Source organism: Pseudodesulfovibrio indicus, assembly GCF_001563225.1.
GTDB classification, from domain to species: domain Bacteria; phylum Desulfobacterota; class Desulfovibrionia; order Desulfovibrionales; family Desulfovibrionaceae; genus Pseudodesulfovibrio; species Pseudodesulfovibrio indicus.
This window is the reverse complement of record NZ_CP014206.1, coordinates 3,171,962-3,189,396: the sequence shown is the minus strand read 5'-3', so window position 1 is coordinate 3,189,396 and position 17,435 is coordinate 3,171,962. Positions and strand designations below refer to the sequence as shown.

At 62.6% G+C, this 17,435-nt stretch carries 17 protein-coding genes; 9 read left to right on the top strand and 8 right to left on the bottom strand.

What is annotated here, in order from left to right:
* Positions 1–274 precede the first annotated feature (274 nt).
* The 7 genes from AWY79_RS14460 to AWY79_RS14430 are packed head-to-tail and all read left to right on the top strand — an operon-like array spanning position 275 to position 7,487.
* Entirely contained in the window at positions 275–856 is a 582-nt protein-coding gene (locus AWY79_RS14460; protein ID WP_066805462.1) for a TetR/AcrR family transcriptional regulator, read from the top strand.
* Between the two features lie 17 nt (positions 857–873).
* Entirely contained in the window at positions 874–3,000 is a 2,127-nt protein-coding gene (locus AWY79_RS14455) for a SulP family inorganic anion transporter (protein WP_066805460.1), read from the top strand.
* Positions 3,001–3,019: 19 nt separating this feature from the next.
* Positions 3,020–4,237 carry a response regulator gene (locus AWY79_RS14450; protein ID WP_066805458.1) on the top strand — a complete coding sequence of 406 codons (1,218 nt, stop codon included), beginning with the start codon at positions 3,020–3,022 and terminating at the stop codon, positions 4,235–4,237.
* Positions 4,238–4,258: 21 nt separating this feature from the next.
* Positions 4,259–6,004 carry a sensor histidine kinase gene (locus AWY79_RS14445; protein ID WP_066805451.1) on the top strand — a complete coding sequence of 582 codons (1,746 nt, stop codon included), beginning with the start codon at positions 4,259–4,261 and terminating at the stop codon, positions 6,002–6,004.
* A 5-nt stretch (positions 6,005–6,009) separates the two neighbouring features.
* Complete coding sequence (locus AWY79_RS14440) at positions 6,010–6,360, top strand: response regulator (RefSeq protein WP_066805448.1); 351 nt, start codon at positions 6,010–6,012, stop codon at positions 6,358–6,360.
* A gap of 17 nt (positions 6,361–6,377) precedes the next feature.
* Positions 6,378–7,025 carry a sensor histidine kinase gene (locus AWY79_RS14435; protein WP_066805445.1) on the top strand — a complete coding sequence of 216 codons (648 nt, stop codon included), beginning with the start codon at positions 6,378–6,380 and terminating at the stop codon, positions 7,023–7,025.
* 33 nt (positions 7,026–7,058) lie between these two features.
* The gene (locus AWY79_RS14430) at positions 7,059–7,487 is read left to right on the top strand and encodes a response regulator (RefSeq protein ID WP_066805442.1); all 429 of its coding nucleotides are present in this window, start codon (positions 7,059–7,061) and stop codon (positions 7,485–7,487) included.
* A gap of 78 nt (positions 7,488–7,565) precedes the next feature.
* Here AWY79_RS14430 and AWY79_RS14425 read toward each other — a convergent pair whose 3' ends face one another.
* From AWY79_RS14425 to rpe, 3 genes are all read right to left on the bottom strand, one after another.
* Positions 7,566–8,063: a GNAT family N-acetyltransferase gene (locus AWY79_RS14425; RefSeq protein ID WP_066805439.1), complete on the bottom strand. Its 498-nt coding sequence runs from the start codon at positions 8,061–8,063 to the stop codon at positions 7,566–7,568.
* A 2-nt stretch (positions 8,064–8,065) separates the two neighbouring features.
* Complete coding sequence (locus AWY79_RS14420; RefSeq protein WP_066805437.1) at positions 8,066–9,997, bottom strand: ATP-binding cassette domain-containing protein; 1,932 nt, start codon at positions 9,995–9,997, stop codon at positions 8,066–8,068.
* A 61-nt stretch (positions 9,998–10,058) separates the two neighbouring features.
* A complete protein-coding gene (gene rpe, locus AWY79_RS14415; RefSeq protein ID WP_066805434.1) occupies positions 10,059–10,709 on the bottom strand; it encodes a ribulose-phosphate 3-epimerase in 651 nt (216 codons plus the stop codon).
* A 166-nt stretch (positions 10,710–10,875) separates the two neighbouring features.
* Here rpe and AWY79_RS14410 point away from each other — a divergent pair, with 166 nt between their 5' ends.
* Both AWY79_RS14410 and AWY79_RS14405 read left to right on the top strand, forming a co-directional pair.
* A complete protein-coding gene (locus AWY79_RS14410; RefSeq protein WP_066805431.1) occupies positions 10,876–11,658 on the top strand; it encodes a substrate-binding periplasmic protein in 783 nt (260 codons plus the stop codon).
* Between the two features lie 174 nt (positions 11,659–11,832).
* Positions 11,833–12,654, top strand: a complete 822-nt coding sequence (locus tag AWY79_RS14405) for a substrate-binding periplasmic protein (protein ID WP_066805428.1) — start codon at positions 11,833–11,835, stop codon at positions 12,652–12,654.
* Between the two features lie 12 nt (positions 12,655–12,666).
* Here AWY79_RS14405 and AWY79_RS14400 read toward each other — a convergent pair whose 3' ends face one another.
* The 5 genes from AWY79_RS14400 to ahbC all read right to left on the bottom strand — a co-directional run bounded on the left by AWY79_RS14400 (position 12,667) and on the right by ahbC (position 17,301).
* Positions 12,667–12,993, bottom strand: coding sequence for a hypothetical protein (locus tag AWY79_RS14400; protein ID WP_066805424.1), 327 nt, complete (start codon positions 12,991–12,993; stop codon positions 12,667–12,669).
* Positions 12,994–13,007: 14 nt separating this feature from the next.
* Positions 13,008–13,457 (bottom strand): siroheme decarboxylase subunit alpha, encoded by a 450-nt coding sequence (gene ahbA / locus AWY79_RS14395; RefSeq protein ID WP_066805422.1) that lies wholly within the window; start codon positions 13,455–13,457, stop codon positions 13,008–13,010.
* 276 nt (positions 13,458–13,733) lie between these two features.
* Complete coding sequence (ahbD, locus tag AWY79_RS14390) at positions 13,734–14,939, bottom strand: heme b synthase (protein ID WP_066805420.1); 1,206 nt, start codon at positions 14,937–14,939, stop codon at positions 13,734–13,736.
* Complete coding sequence (gene hemB / locus AWY79_RS14385; RefSeq protein WP_066805418.1) at positions 14,939–15,919, bottom strand: porphobilinogen synthase; 981 nt, start codon at positions 15,917–15,919, stop codon at positions 14,939–14,941. Before hemB ends, ahbD begins: the two co-directional genes overlap by 1 nt.
* 188 nt (positions 15,920–16,107) lie before the next feature.
* On the bottom strand, positions 16,108–17,301 hold the full coding sequence (gene ahbC, locus AWY79_RS14380) for a 12,18-didecarboxysiroheme deacetylase (protein ID WP_066805416.1): 1,194 nt from the start codon (positions 17,299–17,301) through the stop codon (positions 16,108–16,110).
* Between the last annotated feature and the right edge of the window lie 134 nt (positions 17,302–17,435).

The following is a 17,435-nucleotide window of genomic DNA, read 5'->3' as shown; positions in this document are numbered from 1 at the left end:
GGACCCTTTGAGAAAAGGGTCCCCCTTCCCCCTGGACCCCCATCCCCTCCCAAACTTTTTGGGTCGCTTCGCGAGGGTGGGGGTAACTTTTTTTGAATTTCTTTTGTGAGGGCGCTGGGGGCGCAGTTGTTTTTCCAATTATTTTATACTTGTTGATTGTGAAACTGAGTGCTTACTCAGTTTTGCCGATTTTTTTGACATTAAGGCATTTTAGGCCGTATGAAGGAAAAAACTGAGTGAACACTCGGTTTGCTTGGGAAAAAAGGATCAAGGCATGAAGAAAAAGGAATCCATCCTCAAAGTCGCCACGTTCATGTTCGCGCACAAGGGGTTCGCGGACACGTCCGGGCAGGAGCTGGCCCGGCTGACCGGGGTGGCCGAGGGGACGATATTCTACCACTTCAAGACCAAGGAAGGTCTGCTGCTGGCGATCCTGGAGAAGACCAGGGACGAGATCGTGGACCAGTTCGAGCGGTTCTTCGAGAACAGGCCGTTCAACTCGGGCATGGAAATGACGGAGGAGGTCATTTCCTTCTATCTCTACCTGGCCGGGCTGATGGAAGACAAGTTTCTGCTCCTGCACAGGCATTTTCTCTATAAGTTCTCCGAGTCCAATCCGGAGTTCAGGGAGAATCTCGAAGACATCTACAATTGCCTCGTGGACATCTTCGAAAAGGCCATCGTCACCGGGCAGGAGGACGGCTCCATCGGCAAGGAAGTTCATCCCAGGAAATCGGCGCTCATTCTGTTCACGATGGCTGATGGTCTGGTTCGGTTCAAAAACTACAACCTGTACGATGCGGGGGCGCTGTTCAACGAGCTGATGCGCGCATGCCGCAGGATGTTGCAGGCGTAATGCAAGGAAGAGGCTGAATGCTTTCGAAAATATTCCCTTTCATCGACTGGTTCAAAGGGTACAACATGACGGCGTTGCGTGCGGACGCCATCTCCGGGCTCACCGTGGCCCTTGTGCTCATTCCCCAATCAATGGCCTATGCGCAGCTGGCGGGCATGCCCGCCTACTACGGCCTTTACGCCTCGTTCCTGCCTCCGCTGGTGGCGGCCCTGTTCGGGTCCAGCCGCCAGCTTGCCACCGGCCCGGTGGCCGTGGTCTCGCTGATGACCGCCGCCTCGCTGGAGCCCCTGGCCACGGCCGGCAGTGAAGGGTACATCGCCTTCGCCATCCTGCTCGCGCTGATGGTCGGCATGTTCCAGTTCCTTCTGGGCGTGCTCAAGCTCGGCCTGGTGGTCAACTTCCTGTCCCACCCCGTGGTCAACGGCTTCACCAACGCGGCGGCCATCATCATCGCCTCGTCCCAGTTCTCCAAGATGTTCGGCGTCTACGTCGACGGCGCAGAGCACCACTACGAGACCATCATGCGCGTGGTCGAGTCCGCCATCCACTACACCCACTGGCCCACCCTTGGCATGGGCGTCCTCGCCTTCGCCATCATGGTCGGCCTCAAGCGCGTGAATCCCAAGATCCCCAACGTACTGGTGGCGGTGGTCATCACCACCGCGCTGTCCTGGGGGCTGGGCTTCAACCACGACACCAGCGTCTCCGTTTCCGCCATCGACTCCCCGGCCGTGCACGAGGCCATTGTCGGCTTCAACGGCACCATCGACGGCATCGACCAGCTGGCCCTGCAGCGCACCGCCCTGGGCAAGCAGATGGAAGAGGCCAAGTCGTCCGGCGACCCGGTCAGGGTGCTCGACATCGAACACGACATGAACGTCCTCAACGTCCAGATGGCGCGCCTCAAGCTTAAGGCCCACGATCTGCGCAAGAATCTCCGTTCCGTCCTCTTCGCCGGTGTTGAACAGGCGGACGGCGGCCTTCGTTTCTACGAACAGGACGCCGTTCCCGCGGGCATGGCCACCGACGGCCGCACCTGGCGGGTCAAGGTCGGCAACGCCAAGCTCGACACCGCGTCCCTGAAGATGATGGGCGGCGGCGCCGTGGTCGGCACCGTGCCTTCCGGCATCCCGGCCATCACCGTTCCGTCCCTGGACCTCAAGGTCATGCTCCATCTGATCCCGTTCGCGGCGATCATCTCCCTGCTCGGCTTCATGGAGGCCATCTCCATCGCCAAGGCCATGGCCGCCAAGACCGGCCAGCGCCTCGATCCCAACCAGGAGCTCATCGGCCAGGGGCTGGCCAACATGCTCGGCGCCTGCGGCAAGAGCTATCCGGCGTCCGGCTCATTCTCCCGCTCGGCGGTCAACCTTCAGGCGGGCGCGCTGACCGGCATGTCCAGCGTGTTCACCTCGCTGATGGTGGTCATCGTGCTGCTCTTCTTCACCCCGCTGCTCTATCATCTGCCCCAGGCCGTGCTGGCCGCGGTCATCATGATGGCGGTCATCGGGCTGATCAACGCCTCCGGCTTCATCCACGCCTGGAAGGCCCAGTGGTACGACGGGGCCATCTCCATCCTGTCCTTCGGCTGCACCCTGGCGTTTGCCCCGCACCTGGACAAGGGCATCATGGTCGGCGTGGTCCTGTCCCTGCTGGTCTTCCTCTACAAGTCCATGCGCCCGCGCGTTGCCAACCTGTCCCGCAACGCGGACGAATCCCTGCGTGACGCCACGGCCTTCGGCCTCAAGGAATGCCAGCACATCGCCCTGGTCCGCTTCGACGGCCCGCTGTTCTTCGCCAACGCGAGCTTCCTGGAGGACCAGATCACCGAGCGCATGATGGGCAACGACAAGCTCAGGCACATCATCATCGTGGCCAACGGCATCAACGACATGGACGCCTCCGGCGAGGAAGCCCTGTCCCTGATCGTGGACCGCGTGCGTTCCAACGGGCTGGACATCTCCCTGTGCGGCGTGAACGAGGCGGTCATGGCCGTGCTCGAACGCACCCACCTGCTGGAGAAGATCGGCAAGGATCACGTCTACACGACCATGGAGACCGCCATTTGCGCCACCCATGAAAGCGCTCACCGGGACGGCCAGGAAGAAAGCTGCCCCCTTACCACCTTCTGCCGCCTCGCGTAAGGCGTAAAAGGGAGTCAATATGTCTGTCATCACCGTTTTCAACGGACTGTTCTGCGAAGCCGGAGTGGTGGTCAAGCGCGTCGTGGACGCCACGGGTTGCCGCCTGGTCACGGACCAGGACATCGTGGCCGACGCCGCGAGCCTGTCCGGAATGGCCGAGGACCGCATCGCCCGCGCCTTCCAGGCCAAGACCTCGGTCTTCAATACCTTCAGCCACGAAAAGGAGCAGGCCATCGCCTGGATGCGCCTGGCCCTGGCCAAACGGCTGGTCGAGGGCGACGATCTGGTCATCCCCGGATTCGTGTCCCAGTTGCCCTCCCGGTCCATCGGCCACATCCTCAACGTCTGCCTCATCTCCGAGATGAAGAGCCGGCTGGCCGTGGCCGACCGCGAGGAAGGGTTCGCCGAGAAGCACGCCATGAAGCTCATCCGCAAGGACGACGAGGACCGCGCCGCCTGGGTCAAGGCCGTGCGCGACGCCGACGACCCGTGGGCCGGTTCCCTGTACGACCTGGTGGTGCCCGTGGGGACCACCGGCGTGGAGCGTTCCGCCGACCTCATCGTCGAGCAGTTCAGTAATGCCGCCGTCAAGGTCACCGAAGGCTCCAAGGCTTCCTGCGAGGACTTCCTCCTGGCCGCCCGCGTGGAGACCGTGCTGGCCAAGGAGGGGCACAACGTGCAGGTGTCGGCCAAGAAGGGCACCGTCACCCTGACCATCAACAAGCACGTCCTCCTGCTGGAGAAGCTGGAGCGCGAGCTCAAGTCCATCGTCTCGGACGTGGAAGGCGTCAAGACCGTCGAGGCGGGCGTGGGCAAGGGATTCCACCAGACCGACATCTACCGCAAGATGGACTTCGAGGTGCCGTCCAAGGTCCTGCTCGTGGACGACGAGCGCGAATTCGTCCAGACCCTGTCCGAGCGGCTGATGATGCGTGACATGGGTTCCGCCGTGGTCTACGATGGCGAGTCCGCCCTGAACCTGGTCCGCGACGACGAGCCCGAAGTCATGATCCTCGACCTGAAGATGCCCGGCATCGACGGCATCGAGGTCCTGCGCCGCGTCAAGGGCGAGCATCCGGACATCGAGGTCATCATCCTGACCGGCCACGGGTCCGAGGCGGACCGCAAGGTGTGCATGGACCTGGGCGCCTTCGCCTACCTGCACAAGCCCGTGGACATCGATGTCCTGAGCGAGACGCTCAAGGCCGCCAACGAAAAGATTCGAGCCGGAAAGTAACTACGGGAGCCGGGTGACGTCATGTCTCTCATCGAGAAGATCAGACCGCAATTCTGGGATACGGACCCCGACGGGGGAGTGGGCAAGAGCCTGTTCAACTACCGTCGGATCTGGCGGCTGGCCATCTGCCTGCTCGCCCTGGTCGCGCTCATTCCGCTGATGGTCATGGCGCTTATCGATTACAACGTCACCCGGTCCTCCCTTGAATCCGAGAACCTGTTGCGCACGTCCAGGACCACCTCCAACACCCGCCGTTCCGTGGCCTACTTCCTGGAGGAGCGGACCCGGGCGCTGGACTTCCTGGCCGAGCACGAGGGCATCGAGGGGCTGCGCGACCGCGACAACCTGAACAGGGTCCTGTCCTCCCTGAAGACCAGCTTCGGCGGGTTCGTGGATATCGGGATCATCGACAGCAAGGGGCGGCAGATCGCCTACATCGGCCCCTACGACCTGCTCGGGCGCGACTACAGCGGTCAGGAAGGGTTCAACAGTACCATGGAGCACGGCACCTACATCAGCCGCGTCTTCCTGGGGTTCCGCGACGTGCCGCACCTGGTGGTCGCGCGCAAGATGCACGACGCCAGCACCGGCGAGGACTACATCCTCCGCGCCACCCTGGACACCGGGCCGTTCAACGCCATCCTGACCTCCATCGACCTGCCCGGCGGCGGCGACGCCTTCATCGTGGACCGGGACGGCATCATCCAGACCCCGTCCAAGGAGCATGGCTCCCTGCTGACCAAGGTGGACCTGGCCATCCCGGCCTATTCCGACAAGACCAGCGTGCAGCAGGTGGAGGGCAGGGACGGCACGGACTTCACCGTGGGCTACGCCTACATCCACGACACCCCGTTCGTGGTCTTGGTGGTCAAGCACACCCGCGAGCTGATGAAGCCGTTGCAGACCATCCGCATGGAGCTGCTGTGGATCCTGATCTCCTCGATCATGATCATCCTCCTGGTCATCGTCGGGGTGGCCACCTACATGGTCAACAAGATCTACATCGCGGACCAGACCAGGGCGCGGACCCTGCACCGCATGGAGCACACCAACCGCATGGCCTCCATCGGGCGGCTGGCGGCGGGCGTGGCCCACGAGATCAACAACCCCCTGGCGATCATCAACGAGAAGGCCGGGCTGGTCCGCGACCTGTTCACCTACCGGCAGGAGTACGCCCACGACGAGCGGCTGCTCGCCAACATAGACTCCATCATCAACTCGGTGGCCCGGTGCGGCAAGATCACCAAGCGGCTGCTCAGTTTCGCGCGGCACATCGACGTGGAGATGGACTCCATCGAATTCAAGGACCTGGCCAACGAGGTCATCGACTTCCTGCGCAAGGAGGCCGAGTACCGGTCCATCACCATCGATATGGACATCCCGGAGACGCTGCCCAGCTTCATCTCCGACCGGGGCAAGCTGCAACAGATCTTCCTCAACCTGGTGAACAATGCGTTCCAGGCCATGAGTGACGGCGGCCATCTCGGCATCACGGCCCGCGAGACCGCCTGCGACCACCTGGTCTTCACGGTGGAGGACGACGGCTGCGGCATTCCGCCCCAGGACATCAAGCGCATTTTCGATCCCTTCTTCTCCACCAAGAAGAAGACCGGCGGAACCGGTCTGGGCCTGTCCATCACCTACGGGCTGGTGCAGGAACTGGGCGGCTCCATGACTGTGGAGAGCGAAGTGGGCAAGGGCACGGCCTTCACCATCGTCATGCCCCTGAAGTATAGCAAACCCGAAGGAAAGACGAACAAGGCATAGCCGTTATGAGAGTACTGTTGGTTGACGACGAAGTGGAACTGGTTTCGGCCATGGCGGAGCGCCTCGGCTTTCGGGGCGTGGATGCGGACTGGGCGGACAACGGCGAATCCGCCCTGGAGATGGCCGACAAGACCGAATACGCCGTGGCCGTGCTGGACATGAAGATGCCCCGGCTGAGCGGGCTTGACCTCATGGACCGGTTGGCGGATAAGCACCCGGACATGAAGTTCATCTTCCTCTCCGGGCACGGTTCCGAATCGGATTTCAAGGCCGGTTGCGCCGCCGGGTGCAACTACCTCATCAAGCCCATCCAGCTTGAGGAACTCGTCGCCCTGATCAACAGGGTCACGAAGTGAAACCGGAGGGAGGCGCTATGAGCAGACAGGACGAGACCCGTGCCGGGTTGCGATTTTTCGGGCGCGTCAGCGCGTCCGTGTCCCACGAGATCAAGAACGTGTTCGCCGTGATCAACGAGGCGGCCGGGCTGATCGAGGACTTCACGCTCATGGCCGAGCGCGGCATGCCCCTCCAGCCCGAGAGGCTGAAGAGCGCGGCCAACTCCATCCAGGGACAGATCCGGCGCGGCGACGCGATCATCAAGAACATGAACGCGTTCGCCCACTCCACGGACGAGGACGTCCGGGAAGTGAACCTGGTGGAGGGACTGGCCCTCGCCGTGGCGCTGTCCACCCGATTTGCCGACATGCGGCAGGTCAAACTGACCATGGGCGAGTGCGAGCCCGTCTCCATGGTCGCCAGCCCCTTTGACCTGACGCGGCTGCTGCACTCCTCAATAGCGGCGGCCCTTGATAGACTGGAAGCGGGCGATACGCTGGTCATCGGCGTGCGCCCGGAAGGCGGCGGAGCATCGTTCTCCCTTTCCTCTCCCGGAAAGGATGGTCCGCTGAGGGATGACGAACCGTTTGCCGACCTCGCGCGGGCCATGAACGCCTCCGTGAGCGTGAACGAGAAGACCGGGACCAGCGAGCTGTTGCTCGAACGTGCCGGAAGTTCCGAATAACACAACATTCATACCCAACCGGAGAATGAGAAAATGGCAGAAAAAGTACTGCTTATCGATGACGAAGTGGAATTCCTCGAGGCCCTGTCCGAACGCATGGAAATCCGCGGCATGGAAGTGACCACCGCCGAAAGCGCCAGCAACGCGGTGGACGCCTTGGGCGCCGGCGATTACGACGCCATCGTTCTGGACCTCCAGATGCCGGACATGAACGGCATCGAGATGCTCAAGCTCATCAGGAAGAGCCACCCGGACCTGCAGGTCATCCTGCTCACCGGCCAGGCCACCCTGGAGGCGGGCATCCAGGCCATGAAGCTCGGCGCCATGGACTTCATGGAGAAGCCCGCCGACATCGACGCCCTGACCGACAAGATCAAGAAGGCCCAGGCCAAGAAGATGGTCATCGTGGAGAAGAAAACCGAGAAAAAGGTCAACGACATCCTCAAGTCCAAGGGGTGGTAGACACTCCCTGGCGAGATCCCCGAAAAAAGGCTGCCGGTACATTTCCGGCAGCCTTTTTGCGTCTGAAAAGCGTGGTTGCTAGTCGCTGAGGTGCAGGGTCATGGCGTGCCAGGCGGCCCCGCCGTGGGTGGATTGGGAGAGTCCCTCGTGCTCGAAGCCGTGGCGGGCGTAGAAGGGGATGAGGTCTTCCTTGCACAGCAGCTTGACCGCATCCTTGCCCATCTTTCGGGCCTGTTTGATGAAGTCGGTCATGAGCCTGTCCGCTATGCCCCGGTTCCGGTAATCGGGGTGCACGGACAAGGAGAAGATGACCATGTACCGGCCGTCGGGCTCATGGCCGATGAGCTGCTTGAACTCCTCATCCGTGATGTCGTCCTTGTCCGTGGAGCCGGAGTTCACCTGGCCGACCACCCGGCCGTCCAGTTCCGCCACCAGAAACCCCTCGGGATAATTCTCGATGCGGTTGCGCAGGCTGCTGGTCCAGGCCGCCTCGGAAGGGGGAAAGCACCTGGCTTCTATGGTATGGCACGCGGTCAGGTCGTCGGGATCGACGTGTCGTATGGTCAGGGCTTGCATTCTCAGTCCAGCTCCACGCCCTCAAGGGCGGTTTCAAGTTCTTCCCAGGTCTCATAGGCGATTTCAAGGTCCGACTCAAGGGTTTCCAACCGCTTTTGGTCGTCGGCCATTATCTCGCCGGAATTTTTGTAGTAATCACCCGCCGACATGCGGGATTGCAACGCTCCCAGCTCGCTCTCCAGCCGCTCGATGAGAGCGGGCATCTCCTTGAGTTGATCCCGTTTTTTGGTCAGCTCGAATTTTTCCTTGTAGCTCAGCCTAATCTTGGCCGGGGCCTGCTTTTCCGGAGCGGGCTTGGCGGGGGCGCACTCCTTGTCGCGCACCGGGGCGTCCGAGGGGCGCTGGCGGAGCCAGTCGTCGTAGCCGCCCACGTATTCGGCGATCCGGCCGCAACCCTCGAAACCGATGGTGGAGGTGACCACGTTGTTCAGGAAGTCGCGGTCGTGGCTGACCAGCAGCAGGGTGCCGGGATAGTCCATGAGCAGCTCTTCCAGCAGGTCCAGGGTCTCGGCGTCCAGGTCGTTGGTCGGTTCGTCCATGACCAGCACGTTGGACGGGCGGGTGAACAGCCGGGCCAGGAGCAGCCGGTTGCGCTCGCCGCCGGAGAGCACGGACACCGGGACCTTGGAGCGGTCCGGGGTGAACAGGAAATTCTTGAGGTGGGTCATGACGTGGCGGCGGTGCCCGTTGATGTCCACGAAGTCGTTGCCGTCGGCCACGTTGTGCCGGGCCGATTTGGTCTCGTCGAGCTGCTCGCGCAACTGGTCGAAGTAGCAGATCTGGAGGTTCACCCCGTGGCGCAAGGAGCCGGACTGGGGTTCGAGCTCGCCCAGCAGTATCTTGAGCAGGGTGGTCTTGCCCACGCCGTTGGGACCGATGAGGCCGACCTTGTCCCCGCGCATGATGGTGGTGGAGAAACCGTCGATCAGCCTGTCGCCCCGGTAGCCGAAGGAGAGGTCCCTGGCCTCGATGACCAGTTTGCCGGTGCGCTCGGCTTCCTGGATGATCATCTTGGCCTGGCCGGTGCGCTCGCGCCTGGCGCGCCGTTCCTCGCGCATTTTGAGCAGGTCGCGGACGCGGCCCATGTTCCGGGTGCGCCTGGCCTTGATGCCCTGCCTGATCCACGTCTCCTCCTCGGCCAGTTTGCGGTCGAAGTTGTGGTTCTGCTTGGCCTCGGCGGACAGGGCGTCGTCCTTGCGCTGGAGATAGGTGTCGTAGTCGCACTCCCAGCTGGTCAGCTTTGCCCGGTCCAGCTCCACGATGCGCGTGGCCAGGCGCCGCAGGAAGGCGCGGTCGTGGGTGACGAAGAGCAGAGCGGCGTTCTGGCGCAGGAGGAAGTCTTCCAGCCAGGCGATGGAGTCGATGTCCAGGTGGTTGGTCGGCTCGTCCAGGATGAGCAGGTCCGGGCCGGAAACCAGGGCGCGGGCCAGGAGCACGCGGCGCTTGGTGCCGCCGGACAACCCGTCGAACAGCGCGTCGCCGTCCAGCTTGAGGTGGGAGAGCACGGTCTCGATGGTCTGGTGGTGCGGCCAGCCCCCGGCGTCCTCCAGGGCGTGCTGGGCGCGTTCCATGCGCTCGGCGAGCCGCTGGTCCGGTTCCGGGGATTCGGCCAGGGCGCGTGCGGACCGGTGGTATGCGGCCAGGTGGCCGCCGACCTCGCCCAGCCCCTGGGCCGCGATGTCGTAGACCGTGCCCGCCAGCTCCAGGGGGACCTCCTGGGGCAGCATGGCCACCTTGGTCCCGCGCGCGTAGTCCACGCTCCCTGCGTCCGGGCTGGTCACGCCCTCGATGATGGACAGCAGGGTGGACTTGCCCTCGCCGTTGCGGCCGAGCAGGCAGACGCGTTCGCCGGGCTCGATCTGCATGGAGACCTTGTCCAGCAGGACGGTGCCGGTGAAATTGATGGTGATGTCTCGTAAACTGACCAGGGCCATGGCGTTGCTCAAAGAAAAGGGGCTGTGTTCCAGCCCCGTGTTGTTCGGGAGCTTTCGGGCGTTAGGCGCAGGCGTCCTGAAACGCCTTGTACCGCTCGCCGTAGGGCGGGAATTTGAAGAAGGCGGAACCGGAGACCAGCACGTCCACCCCGGCCTGCGTCAGCTCGCGGGCGTTGTCCAGGGACACGCCGCCGTCGATCTGGATCAGGGTCTCGGCCCCGGCGGCCCGGATCATGGCCTTGAGCTCGCGGACCTTGTCCAGGCAGAAAGGGATGAACTTCTGGCCGCCGAACCCGGGGTTCACGGACATGATCAGGACCATGTGCAGCTGGGGGATCAGGTATTTGATGGACTCCAGCGGGGTGTGCGGGTTGAGGGCCACGGCGGGCTTGGCCCCGGCCTCGACAATCTGGGCGCAGACCCGCTCCAGGTGGGTGCACGCCTCGGCGTGGACGCAGATCAGGTCGGCCCCGGCTGCGGCGAAGTCGGCGATGTACCGGCCCGGATCGTTGATCATCAGGTGGCAGTCGAAGAACAGGTTCGACTTGGCGCGCATGGCCTTGATGATCGGCGGCCCGAAGGTGATGTTCGGCACGAACATGCCGTCCATGACGTCGAGGTGGACCCACTCGAGGCCTGCGGCTTCCAGGGCTTTCAGCTCGGCTTCCATGTTGGCGAAGTCCGAGGAGAGCATGGACGGGGAAAGGATCATTTTTGCAACTCCGTGTGGTCGGTGACGTTAGGGGTGGTGTACCCGCTCCGGGGGCGGACCGCAAGGGTTTCGGGGGTGTTTCCGGCGGGGGTTTGTGTTTTGGGAGGTTTTGCCATAAGGTCCGCCCTTCGAATTCAACCCTTACCTTAATGATGTCCTGATCCGCATGCGCACTTACTGTATCGCGATTCTGTTTCTGTTCCTGATCGTCGGCACTGCCCGGGCCAGTGATTTCGTTTTTTATGTCGGCGAGATATTCCCCTTTATCCAGGTGTCCAAATCCGGAGAGGTCGGCGGTCCGATCGTTGACGTCGTCTCCGAGCTCATGGGCGGGGCGGGCGACCCCGTCCGGGCGGAAGAATTCCGGAGCATCAGCTTTCCCCGTTCCCTGGAGATTCTGGAGACCACGCCCGGCACGGGCATGTTTCTCCTGGCCCGCACCCCGCAGCGCGAACCCCTGTTCAAATGGGTCGGCCCCCTTGTCGAGTTGAAGCTCGGGCTGGTGGCCAGAAAGTCCTCCGACATCGTCATCCGGAGCAAGGAAGACCTGAAACGCTATTCCATAAGCGTGGTCCGCAACAGCGGCCCCATGCATCTGCTGCAAAACGACCCGGTGCTCAAGGACGTGCGCAGGGAGGTGGTCAAGGACGACGTCCTCCAGATGCGCATGCTGAACGCCGGAAGGGTGGATCTGGTCTGCCAGGCCGATACCGCCGCGCCACACGTGCTTGAGTCCGTAGGACTGGACCCAGATGATTTCGAGATGGTCTACGTGCTCAGCAACCTGCCCCTCTACCTGGCCTTCAACCGGGCCGTGGACGACGGGTTCATCGCCCGGCTCCAGGCGGCCATGGACGCCATGCGCAAGGAGGACCGACACGGCCGGTCCCGCTTCAAGGCGATCATGCGCAAGTACAGCGCCGAAGGATTGTTGGAGAGAAACCGGTAGGTTGTCGCCCGGTTCAACGATTTCGGCCGCCTTCGGGCGGTTTTTTTTATGGTCTCCCGGCGAACGGGGCCGAGGGGGGCTTCGGATGGCGATCTCCAAACCTTTCGGACTTGTCGGCCCGTGCGTCGCGCACATTATACTTTTACGGGCGGCATGAATTCGGTATGAAAAAGTATGGGTACGTTCAGATTGAAGTTTGTCCTGCTTTCCCTGTGCGCAGCCTTTCTCGCCCTTTTCCCGGCCAGGCCGGCCCTGGGCGACCATGTCCGCTTCTACGCGGACGGCTTGCCCCCCTATGCCGTATTGCACGACGACGGGCCGCCCACCGGATTCGCCGTGGAATTGATGGGACTGATGATGCATTCCATCGGCGAGCATTTCGCCCCCTCCGACATCAAGGTCTTGCCCTGGGCGCGGGCCGTGCATGAAGTGGAGATCGTGCCGAGTTCCGCGTTGATCGTGCTGGCCCAGCTCCCGGAGAGGCTTGGCCGCTTCAAGTGGGTCGGTCCGCTGGACGTGATTCACATCGGGGCCTATGCCCGGCGGCGGTCCGGGGTCAAGGTCGAGCGCCTCGAAGATTTGAAGCAGTACAGCATCGGCATGGTCCGCAACACGAGCCCTATTCATATCCTGGTCAACGCCTTGCCCGGGATCGAGAAGAATATGGTCATGCTCAGCGGCATCCCCGCCCAGCTGAGGATGCTCAGGGAAGGGCGCGTTGATGTGATCGTCCAGGCCTTGGGCGCGACGGAGCGGATGATGGGCGATGAGGGGATGGCGGCGGAAGACTACCGGATTCTCTACCGGTTCGAACCGTTGACGGTCTATTTCGGTTTCAACAGGAACACGGACGACGAGCTGATCGACCGCCTGCAGTCCGCCCTGGACAACTTCAAGAAGGTGGATGCATCGGGGAGCAGCCCCTACTCCAGGCTGCGGGAAATGTATTTAAACGGGATCTCGCCCCTTGACGTCGAGGGGGCGGAGGGCGAGTGAGCCCGGCGTCGGTCAGGGCTGATTCTGCACCAACCGTTCGGAGGTAAAGCCGAGCAGCCCGCCGAGGACCAGGGCGATGCCCAGGGACTGGAGCACGCCCGGTATGCTGTCCGGATAGAGCAGTATGCTCAGGGGAAGGGAGGTCAGGGCCGCGATGAGCATGCCCGTGGCCCAGCTTTCCAGGGGCATGCGCGCGTAGGCGATGACGATGCTCAGCCCCAGCCAGTGCAGCACGGTGGCGGTCACGGGCTGCCAGACCGTGGACAGGAAGACCAGGGGAATGGCGTTCAGGATGCCTGCGGCCAGGCCCAGCAGTAAAATCTTGTACAGCTTGTGCATGGCCTTGGCGCTCCCTATTTGTCCATCTTGAAATCGACCTTGATCTTGAACAGCTTGTCGGCCGGAAGATTCAAAATCTTGATGCCCGTGGCCTCGGTGATGGAGGCCAGGATCGCCTCCACCGCGTCCATGTCCGGGGCGATGAGCGCGAACCAGACGTTGAACTCGTTCTCGCGCAGGTAGTTGTGGGTCACGCCGTCGTGCTTGTTCACCTCGGCCACGAACTCGTCGAGCTTGTCCTCGGGCACGGACGCCGCGCACAGGGTGGATTGCCAGCCCAGCGTCTTGGAGTTGAAGTTGGCCCCCATGCGCCGGATCAGGCCGGACTTCTTCATGTCCCGAACCCGCTCCAGCACCTCGGCCTCGGTCAACCCCACCTGCTTGCCCACGTCTTCATAAGGGCGGGAAACGAGGGGGAAATGGGACTGGATGATGTCGAGTATCTGCTTGTCGTAATTGTCCATGGGGTGCCTCCGGCGGCTTAAGAACCTTTTGAAAAAGGTTCTTAAGCATCTCCAAAACTTTTTATCGCGTCTTCGGCGGGTGCGTCCAGGCGCGGTTGATTCTCTTTCAAAAAACGGTGTCAGGTCAAGCGGTCCGCCCTGACGCCAACCCCCACCCTCCGCGAAGCGGCAACAAAAAGTTTGGGAAAAGAAGGGGATGGGGGACCGGGGGAAGGGGAGGAAAGAACCCTTTTCAAAGGGTTTTTCCTCCCCTTCCCCCGCCCGCCGGAGGCGTCTCTACGCCTTCGGCTTTTTCTTCGGGGTGTAGGAGCACAGCGGCTCCTCTTTGAGATAGTGGCCCTTCATGGTTTGGGCGCGGGCGCGGCAGCCGCCGCAGACCTTTTCGTATTCGCAGTGGCCGCACTTGCCGTCGTAGACGTCGGGGTTGCGCAGGTTGAGGAACTGCTGGGAGCTCTTCCAGATATCCGGGAAGGGGATCTCGCGGACGTTGCCGCAGTCCAGGTCCAGGTAGCCGCACGGCTGGACCTGGCCCCGGTGGGAGATGAAGCAGAATCCGATGCCGCCCAGGCAGCCGCGCGAGACCGCGTCCAGGCCGAAGTTGGCGAAATCCACCGGGGTGCCGTCTTCCTTGGCGCGCTGGCGCAGGATGCGGTGGTAGTGGGGCGCGCAGGTGGCCTTGAGCTGCATGTTCGTGGTCTTGCGGAAGTCGTAGAACCAGTTGAGCACGTCCTCGTACTCCTCGGCGGAGATGATCTCGGTGCCGAGTTCTACGGCCCGGCCCGTGGGCACGAGCAGGAAGATGTGCCAGGCGGACGCGCCGATCTTCTCGCAGAGCTGGAAGATGTCCTTGAACAGGTGCAGGTTGTTCTTGGTCACCGTGGTGTTGATCTGGAACTCGATGCCCGCGTCCTTGAGATACTGGATGCCGCGCATGGAGGCGTCGAACGCGCCCAGTTCGCCGCGGAACTCGTCGTGCTGGGCGGCCTCGGGCGCGTCGATGGAGATGGAACACCGCTCGATGCCCGCGTCCTTCATCTGTTTTGCGGTCTCCGGGGTGATCAGCGTACCGTTGGGGGCCATGACGCAGCGCAGCCCCTTGGTCTTGGCGTAGGCGATCAGCTCGTAGACGTCGTGGCGCATCATCGGCTCGCCGCCGGTGAAGATGATGATCGGGGAGCCCACGTCCGGGAAGGTGTCGATGAGCGCCTTGGCCTCGTCGGTGGACAGCTCGCCCTCGTAGGGTTCCGGGTGCGCCTCGGCCCGGCAGTGCTTGCAGGCCAGGTTGCAGGAGCGGGTCACTTCCCAGGCGATGAGCCGGCAGATGGGGGTGACGCCGTCGTCCAGATACTTCTTGGGCGCGTGCTCCGCGCCGGGGTGCATTTTGCCGTGCGGGTGGCCGCCGGGATGGCCGCCGGGATGCCCTTCGGGCGGGCAGCCGGTGCCGGGATGGCCGCCGGGGTGCTGATTGTCGTGTGCGCTCATTATTTCAATACCTTGAGTACGTCTTCGGTGAAGTAGGTGAGGATCAGGTCCGCTCCGGCGCGCTTGAAGGCCACCAGGGACTCCATGACCACGGCCATCTCGTCGATCCAGCCGTTGAGGGCGGCGGCCTTGATCTGGGAATATTCGCCGCTGACCTGGTACACGGCCACCGGGGTGTCGAAGTTGTCGCGCACCTGGCGGACGATGTCGAGGTACGGCATGCCGGGTTTGACCATCAGGATGTCCGCGCCTTCCTCCAGGTCGGCCACGGCTTCGCGCATGGCCTCGCGGGAGTTGGGCGGGTCCATCTGGTAGGTCTTGCGGTCGCCGAACTGCGGCGAGCTTTCTGCGGCCTCGCGGAACGGGCCGTAGAAGGCGGAAGCGTATTTGACCGCGTAGGACATGATCGGGGTGTTGATGAACCCGGCTTCGTCCAGGGCCTCGCGGATGGCGGCCACGCGACCGTCCATCATGTCGGACGGGGCGACCATGTCCGCGCCCGCCTTGGCCTGGGCCACGGCGGCGCGGGCCAGCAGGTTCAGGGTCGGGTCGTTCTGCACGTAATCGTTCTTCACCAGGCCGCAGTGGCCGTGGGAGGTGTATTCGCACAGGCAGGTGTCGGCGATGACGATGAGCTTGGGCCAGCGGTCCTTGAGCAGCCGGATGGCCTGCTGGACGATGCCCTTGTCGTCGTAGGCACCGGAACCGACCTCGTCCTTCTCGGCGGGGATGCCGAACAGGATGCACGCCTTGAGGCCGTTGGCCACGGCTTCGCCGACCCGTTTCTCCAACTGCTTGAGGGAGAGCTGGTACTGGCCGGGCATGGAGGAGATTTCCTTCTGGAAGTCCTCGTCTGCGGTTTCGACCACGAAGTAGGGCATGATCAGGTCATTGGCGGTGACCGCGTTTTCGCGGACCATTTCGCGCAGGGCCAGCGAGGTTCTCAACCGGCGGCCGCGATAAAAATCAGCAGGAATCATATGTTCTCCAGGGAAGCGTTTTCAAAACGAATTTGAACTGTTCTATACGCCTTTTCAGCGTTCCCGCAACCAAGTGCAAAAAAAGTTGCCGCACGTCTTCGAGCGAAGCGGGCGGCAAAAAGTCCTTGAAAGGGGTCCGGGGGAAACCTCGATGATGAGGTCTCCCCCGGCCTCCGTAAACGTTCTTCCTACAGCTTCTCGCCGGTGATTTCTTCGTCGGTGAGGTAGCAGGCGGGGTCCTGCGCCCAGAAGTCGTCGTAGTACGCTTCGGCGCGGGCGCGGAAGTTGCCGCCGCAGATGTTCAGGAACCGGCAACCGGCGCAGCGGCCGCCAACGTGCGGGCGCTTGTCCTTGAGCTTGTGCAGCAGTTCGATGTTCGGGTCGGTCCAGATTTCGGAGAACGGACGTTCGAGCACGTTGCCGAAGGTGTGGTGGCGCATGAACTGGTCGGCGTGAACCTTGCCGTCCCAGGAGATGCAGCCGATGCCCCGGCCCGAGGAGTTGCCCTCGTTCATCTTGAGCAGTTCGAGCACTTCCTTGGCGCGTTCCGGGTCCTCCTTGAGGAGCCGGTAGTAGACGTAGGGGCCGTCGGCGTGGTTGTCCACGGTCAGGACTTCCTTGGGCAGACCCTTGTCGAACAGGGCGCGGGTGCGGTCCATGATCAGATCGACCACGTCGCGGGTCTCCTGGTGATCCAGGTCTTCCTTGATCAGCTCGGAACCACGCCCGGAGTAGACCAGGTGGTAGAAACAGATGCGGGGGATCTCCATGGTCTCGATGAGATCGAAGAGGTGGGGGATCTCCACGGCGTTGCGCTTGTTGATGGTGAAGCGCAGGCCGACCTTGAGGCCTTCGGCCAGACAGTTCTCCACGCCCTTCAGGGCCTGCTTGTAGGACCCTTTGACGCCACGGAACTTGTCGTGGATCTCCTCGTTGCCGTCGATGGAGATGCCGACGTAGGAGAGGCCGACTTCCTTGAGTTCCTTGGCCTTGGACTTGGTGATCAGGGTGCCGTTGGTGGAGATGACGGCCCGCATGCCCTTGGAGGTGGCGTACTTGGCCAGGTCCACCAGATCCTCGCGGACCAGGGGCTCGCCGCCGGAGAAGAGCAGGACCGGCGCGCCGAACTGGGCCAGATCGTCGATCATCTCCTTGGCCTTCTCGTTGGAGATGGGGTCTTCGTGGCTGCTGGGATCAACGGCGTGGGCGTAGCAGTGCACGCACTTGAGGTTGCACCGCTGGGTCATGTTCCAGACCACGACGGGCTTCTTGTCTTTGGAGAACTGGAGCAGGTGGGACGGGAGCTGCCCGGATTCGCGGTTGTATCGCAGGGCGTCGGACGCTTCCACGGCGCCGCAGTACAATTTGGAAATGCCTATCATTAAAAATACCTCTCAGGTGAAATGAAGGTCTCTCAGGTAGCACACAATCTTGAGTGTGTAAAAGACGAAAAAAGAGGCCCGGAATGGCCCCCTGTCGCGTCCCTGTTCGGGAAGATAAGAATTGTTGTCAAAAA

Coding starts and splice junctions, on each gene's coding strand:
- AWY79_RS14460 (WP_066805462.1), top strand. CDS start 275: ATGAAGAAAAAGGAATCCATCCTCAAAGTCGCCACGTTCATGTTCGCG.
- AWY79_RS14455 (WP_066805460.1), top strand. CDS start 874: ATGCTTTCGAAAATATTCCCTTTCATCGACTGGTTCAAAGGGTACAAC.
- AWY79_RS14450 (WP_066805458.1), top strand. CDS start 3,020: ATGTCTGTCATCACCGTTTTCAACGGACTGTTCTGCGAAGCCGGAGTG.
- AWY79_RS14445 (WP_066805451.1), top strand. CDS start 4,259: ATGTCTCTCATCGAGAAGATCAGACCGCAATTCTGGGATACGGACCCC.
- AWY79_RS14440 (WP_066805448.1), top strand. CDS start 6,010: ATGAGAGTACTGTTGGTTGACGACGAAGTGGAACTGGTTTCGGCCATG.
- AWY79_RS14435 (WP_066805445.1), top strand. CDS start 6,378: ATGAGCAGACAGGACGAGACCCGTGCCGGGTTGCGATTTTTCGGGCGC.
- AWY79_RS14430 (WP_066805442.1), top strand. CDS start 7,059: ATGGCAGAAAAAGTACTGCTTATCGATGACGAAGTGGAATTCCTCGAG.
- AWY79_RS14425 (WP_066805439.1), bottom strand. CDS start 8,063: ATGCAAGCCCTGACCATACGACACGTCGATCCCGACGACCTGACCGCG.
- AWY79_RS14420 (WP_066805437.1), bottom strand. CDS start 9,997: ATGGCCCTGGTCAGTTTACGAGACATCACCATCAATTTCACCGGCACC.
- rpe (WP_066805434.1), bottom strand. CDS start 10,709: ATGATCCTTTCCCCGTCCATGCTCTCCTCGGACTTCGCCAACATGGAA.
- AWY79_RS14410 (WP_066805431.1), top strand. CDS start 10,876: ATGCGCACTTACTGTATCGCGATTCTGTTTCTGTTCCTGATCGTCGGC.
- AWY79_RS14405 (WP_066805428.1), top strand. CDS start 11,833: ATGGGTACGTTCAGATTGAAGTTTGTCCTGCTTTCCCTGTGCGCAGCC.
- AWY79_RS14400 (WP_066805424.1), bottom strand. CDS start 12,993: ATGCACAAGCTGTACAAGATTTTACTGCTGGGCCTGGCCGCAGGCATC.
- ahbA (WP_066805422.1), bottom strand. CDS start 13,457: ATGGACAATTACGACAAGCAGATACTCGACATCATCCAGTCCCATTTC.
- ahbD (WP_066805420.1), bottom strand. CDS start 14,939: ATGAGCGCACACGACAATCAGCACCCCGGCGGCCATCCCGGCACCGGC.
- hemB (WP_066805418.1), bottom strand. CDS start 15,919: ATGATTCCTGCTGATTTTTATCGCGGCCGCCGGTTGAGAACCTCGCTG.
- ahbC (WP_066805416.1), bottom strand. CDS start 17,301: ATGATAGGCATTTCCAAATTGTACTGCGGCGCCGTGGAAGCGTCCGAC.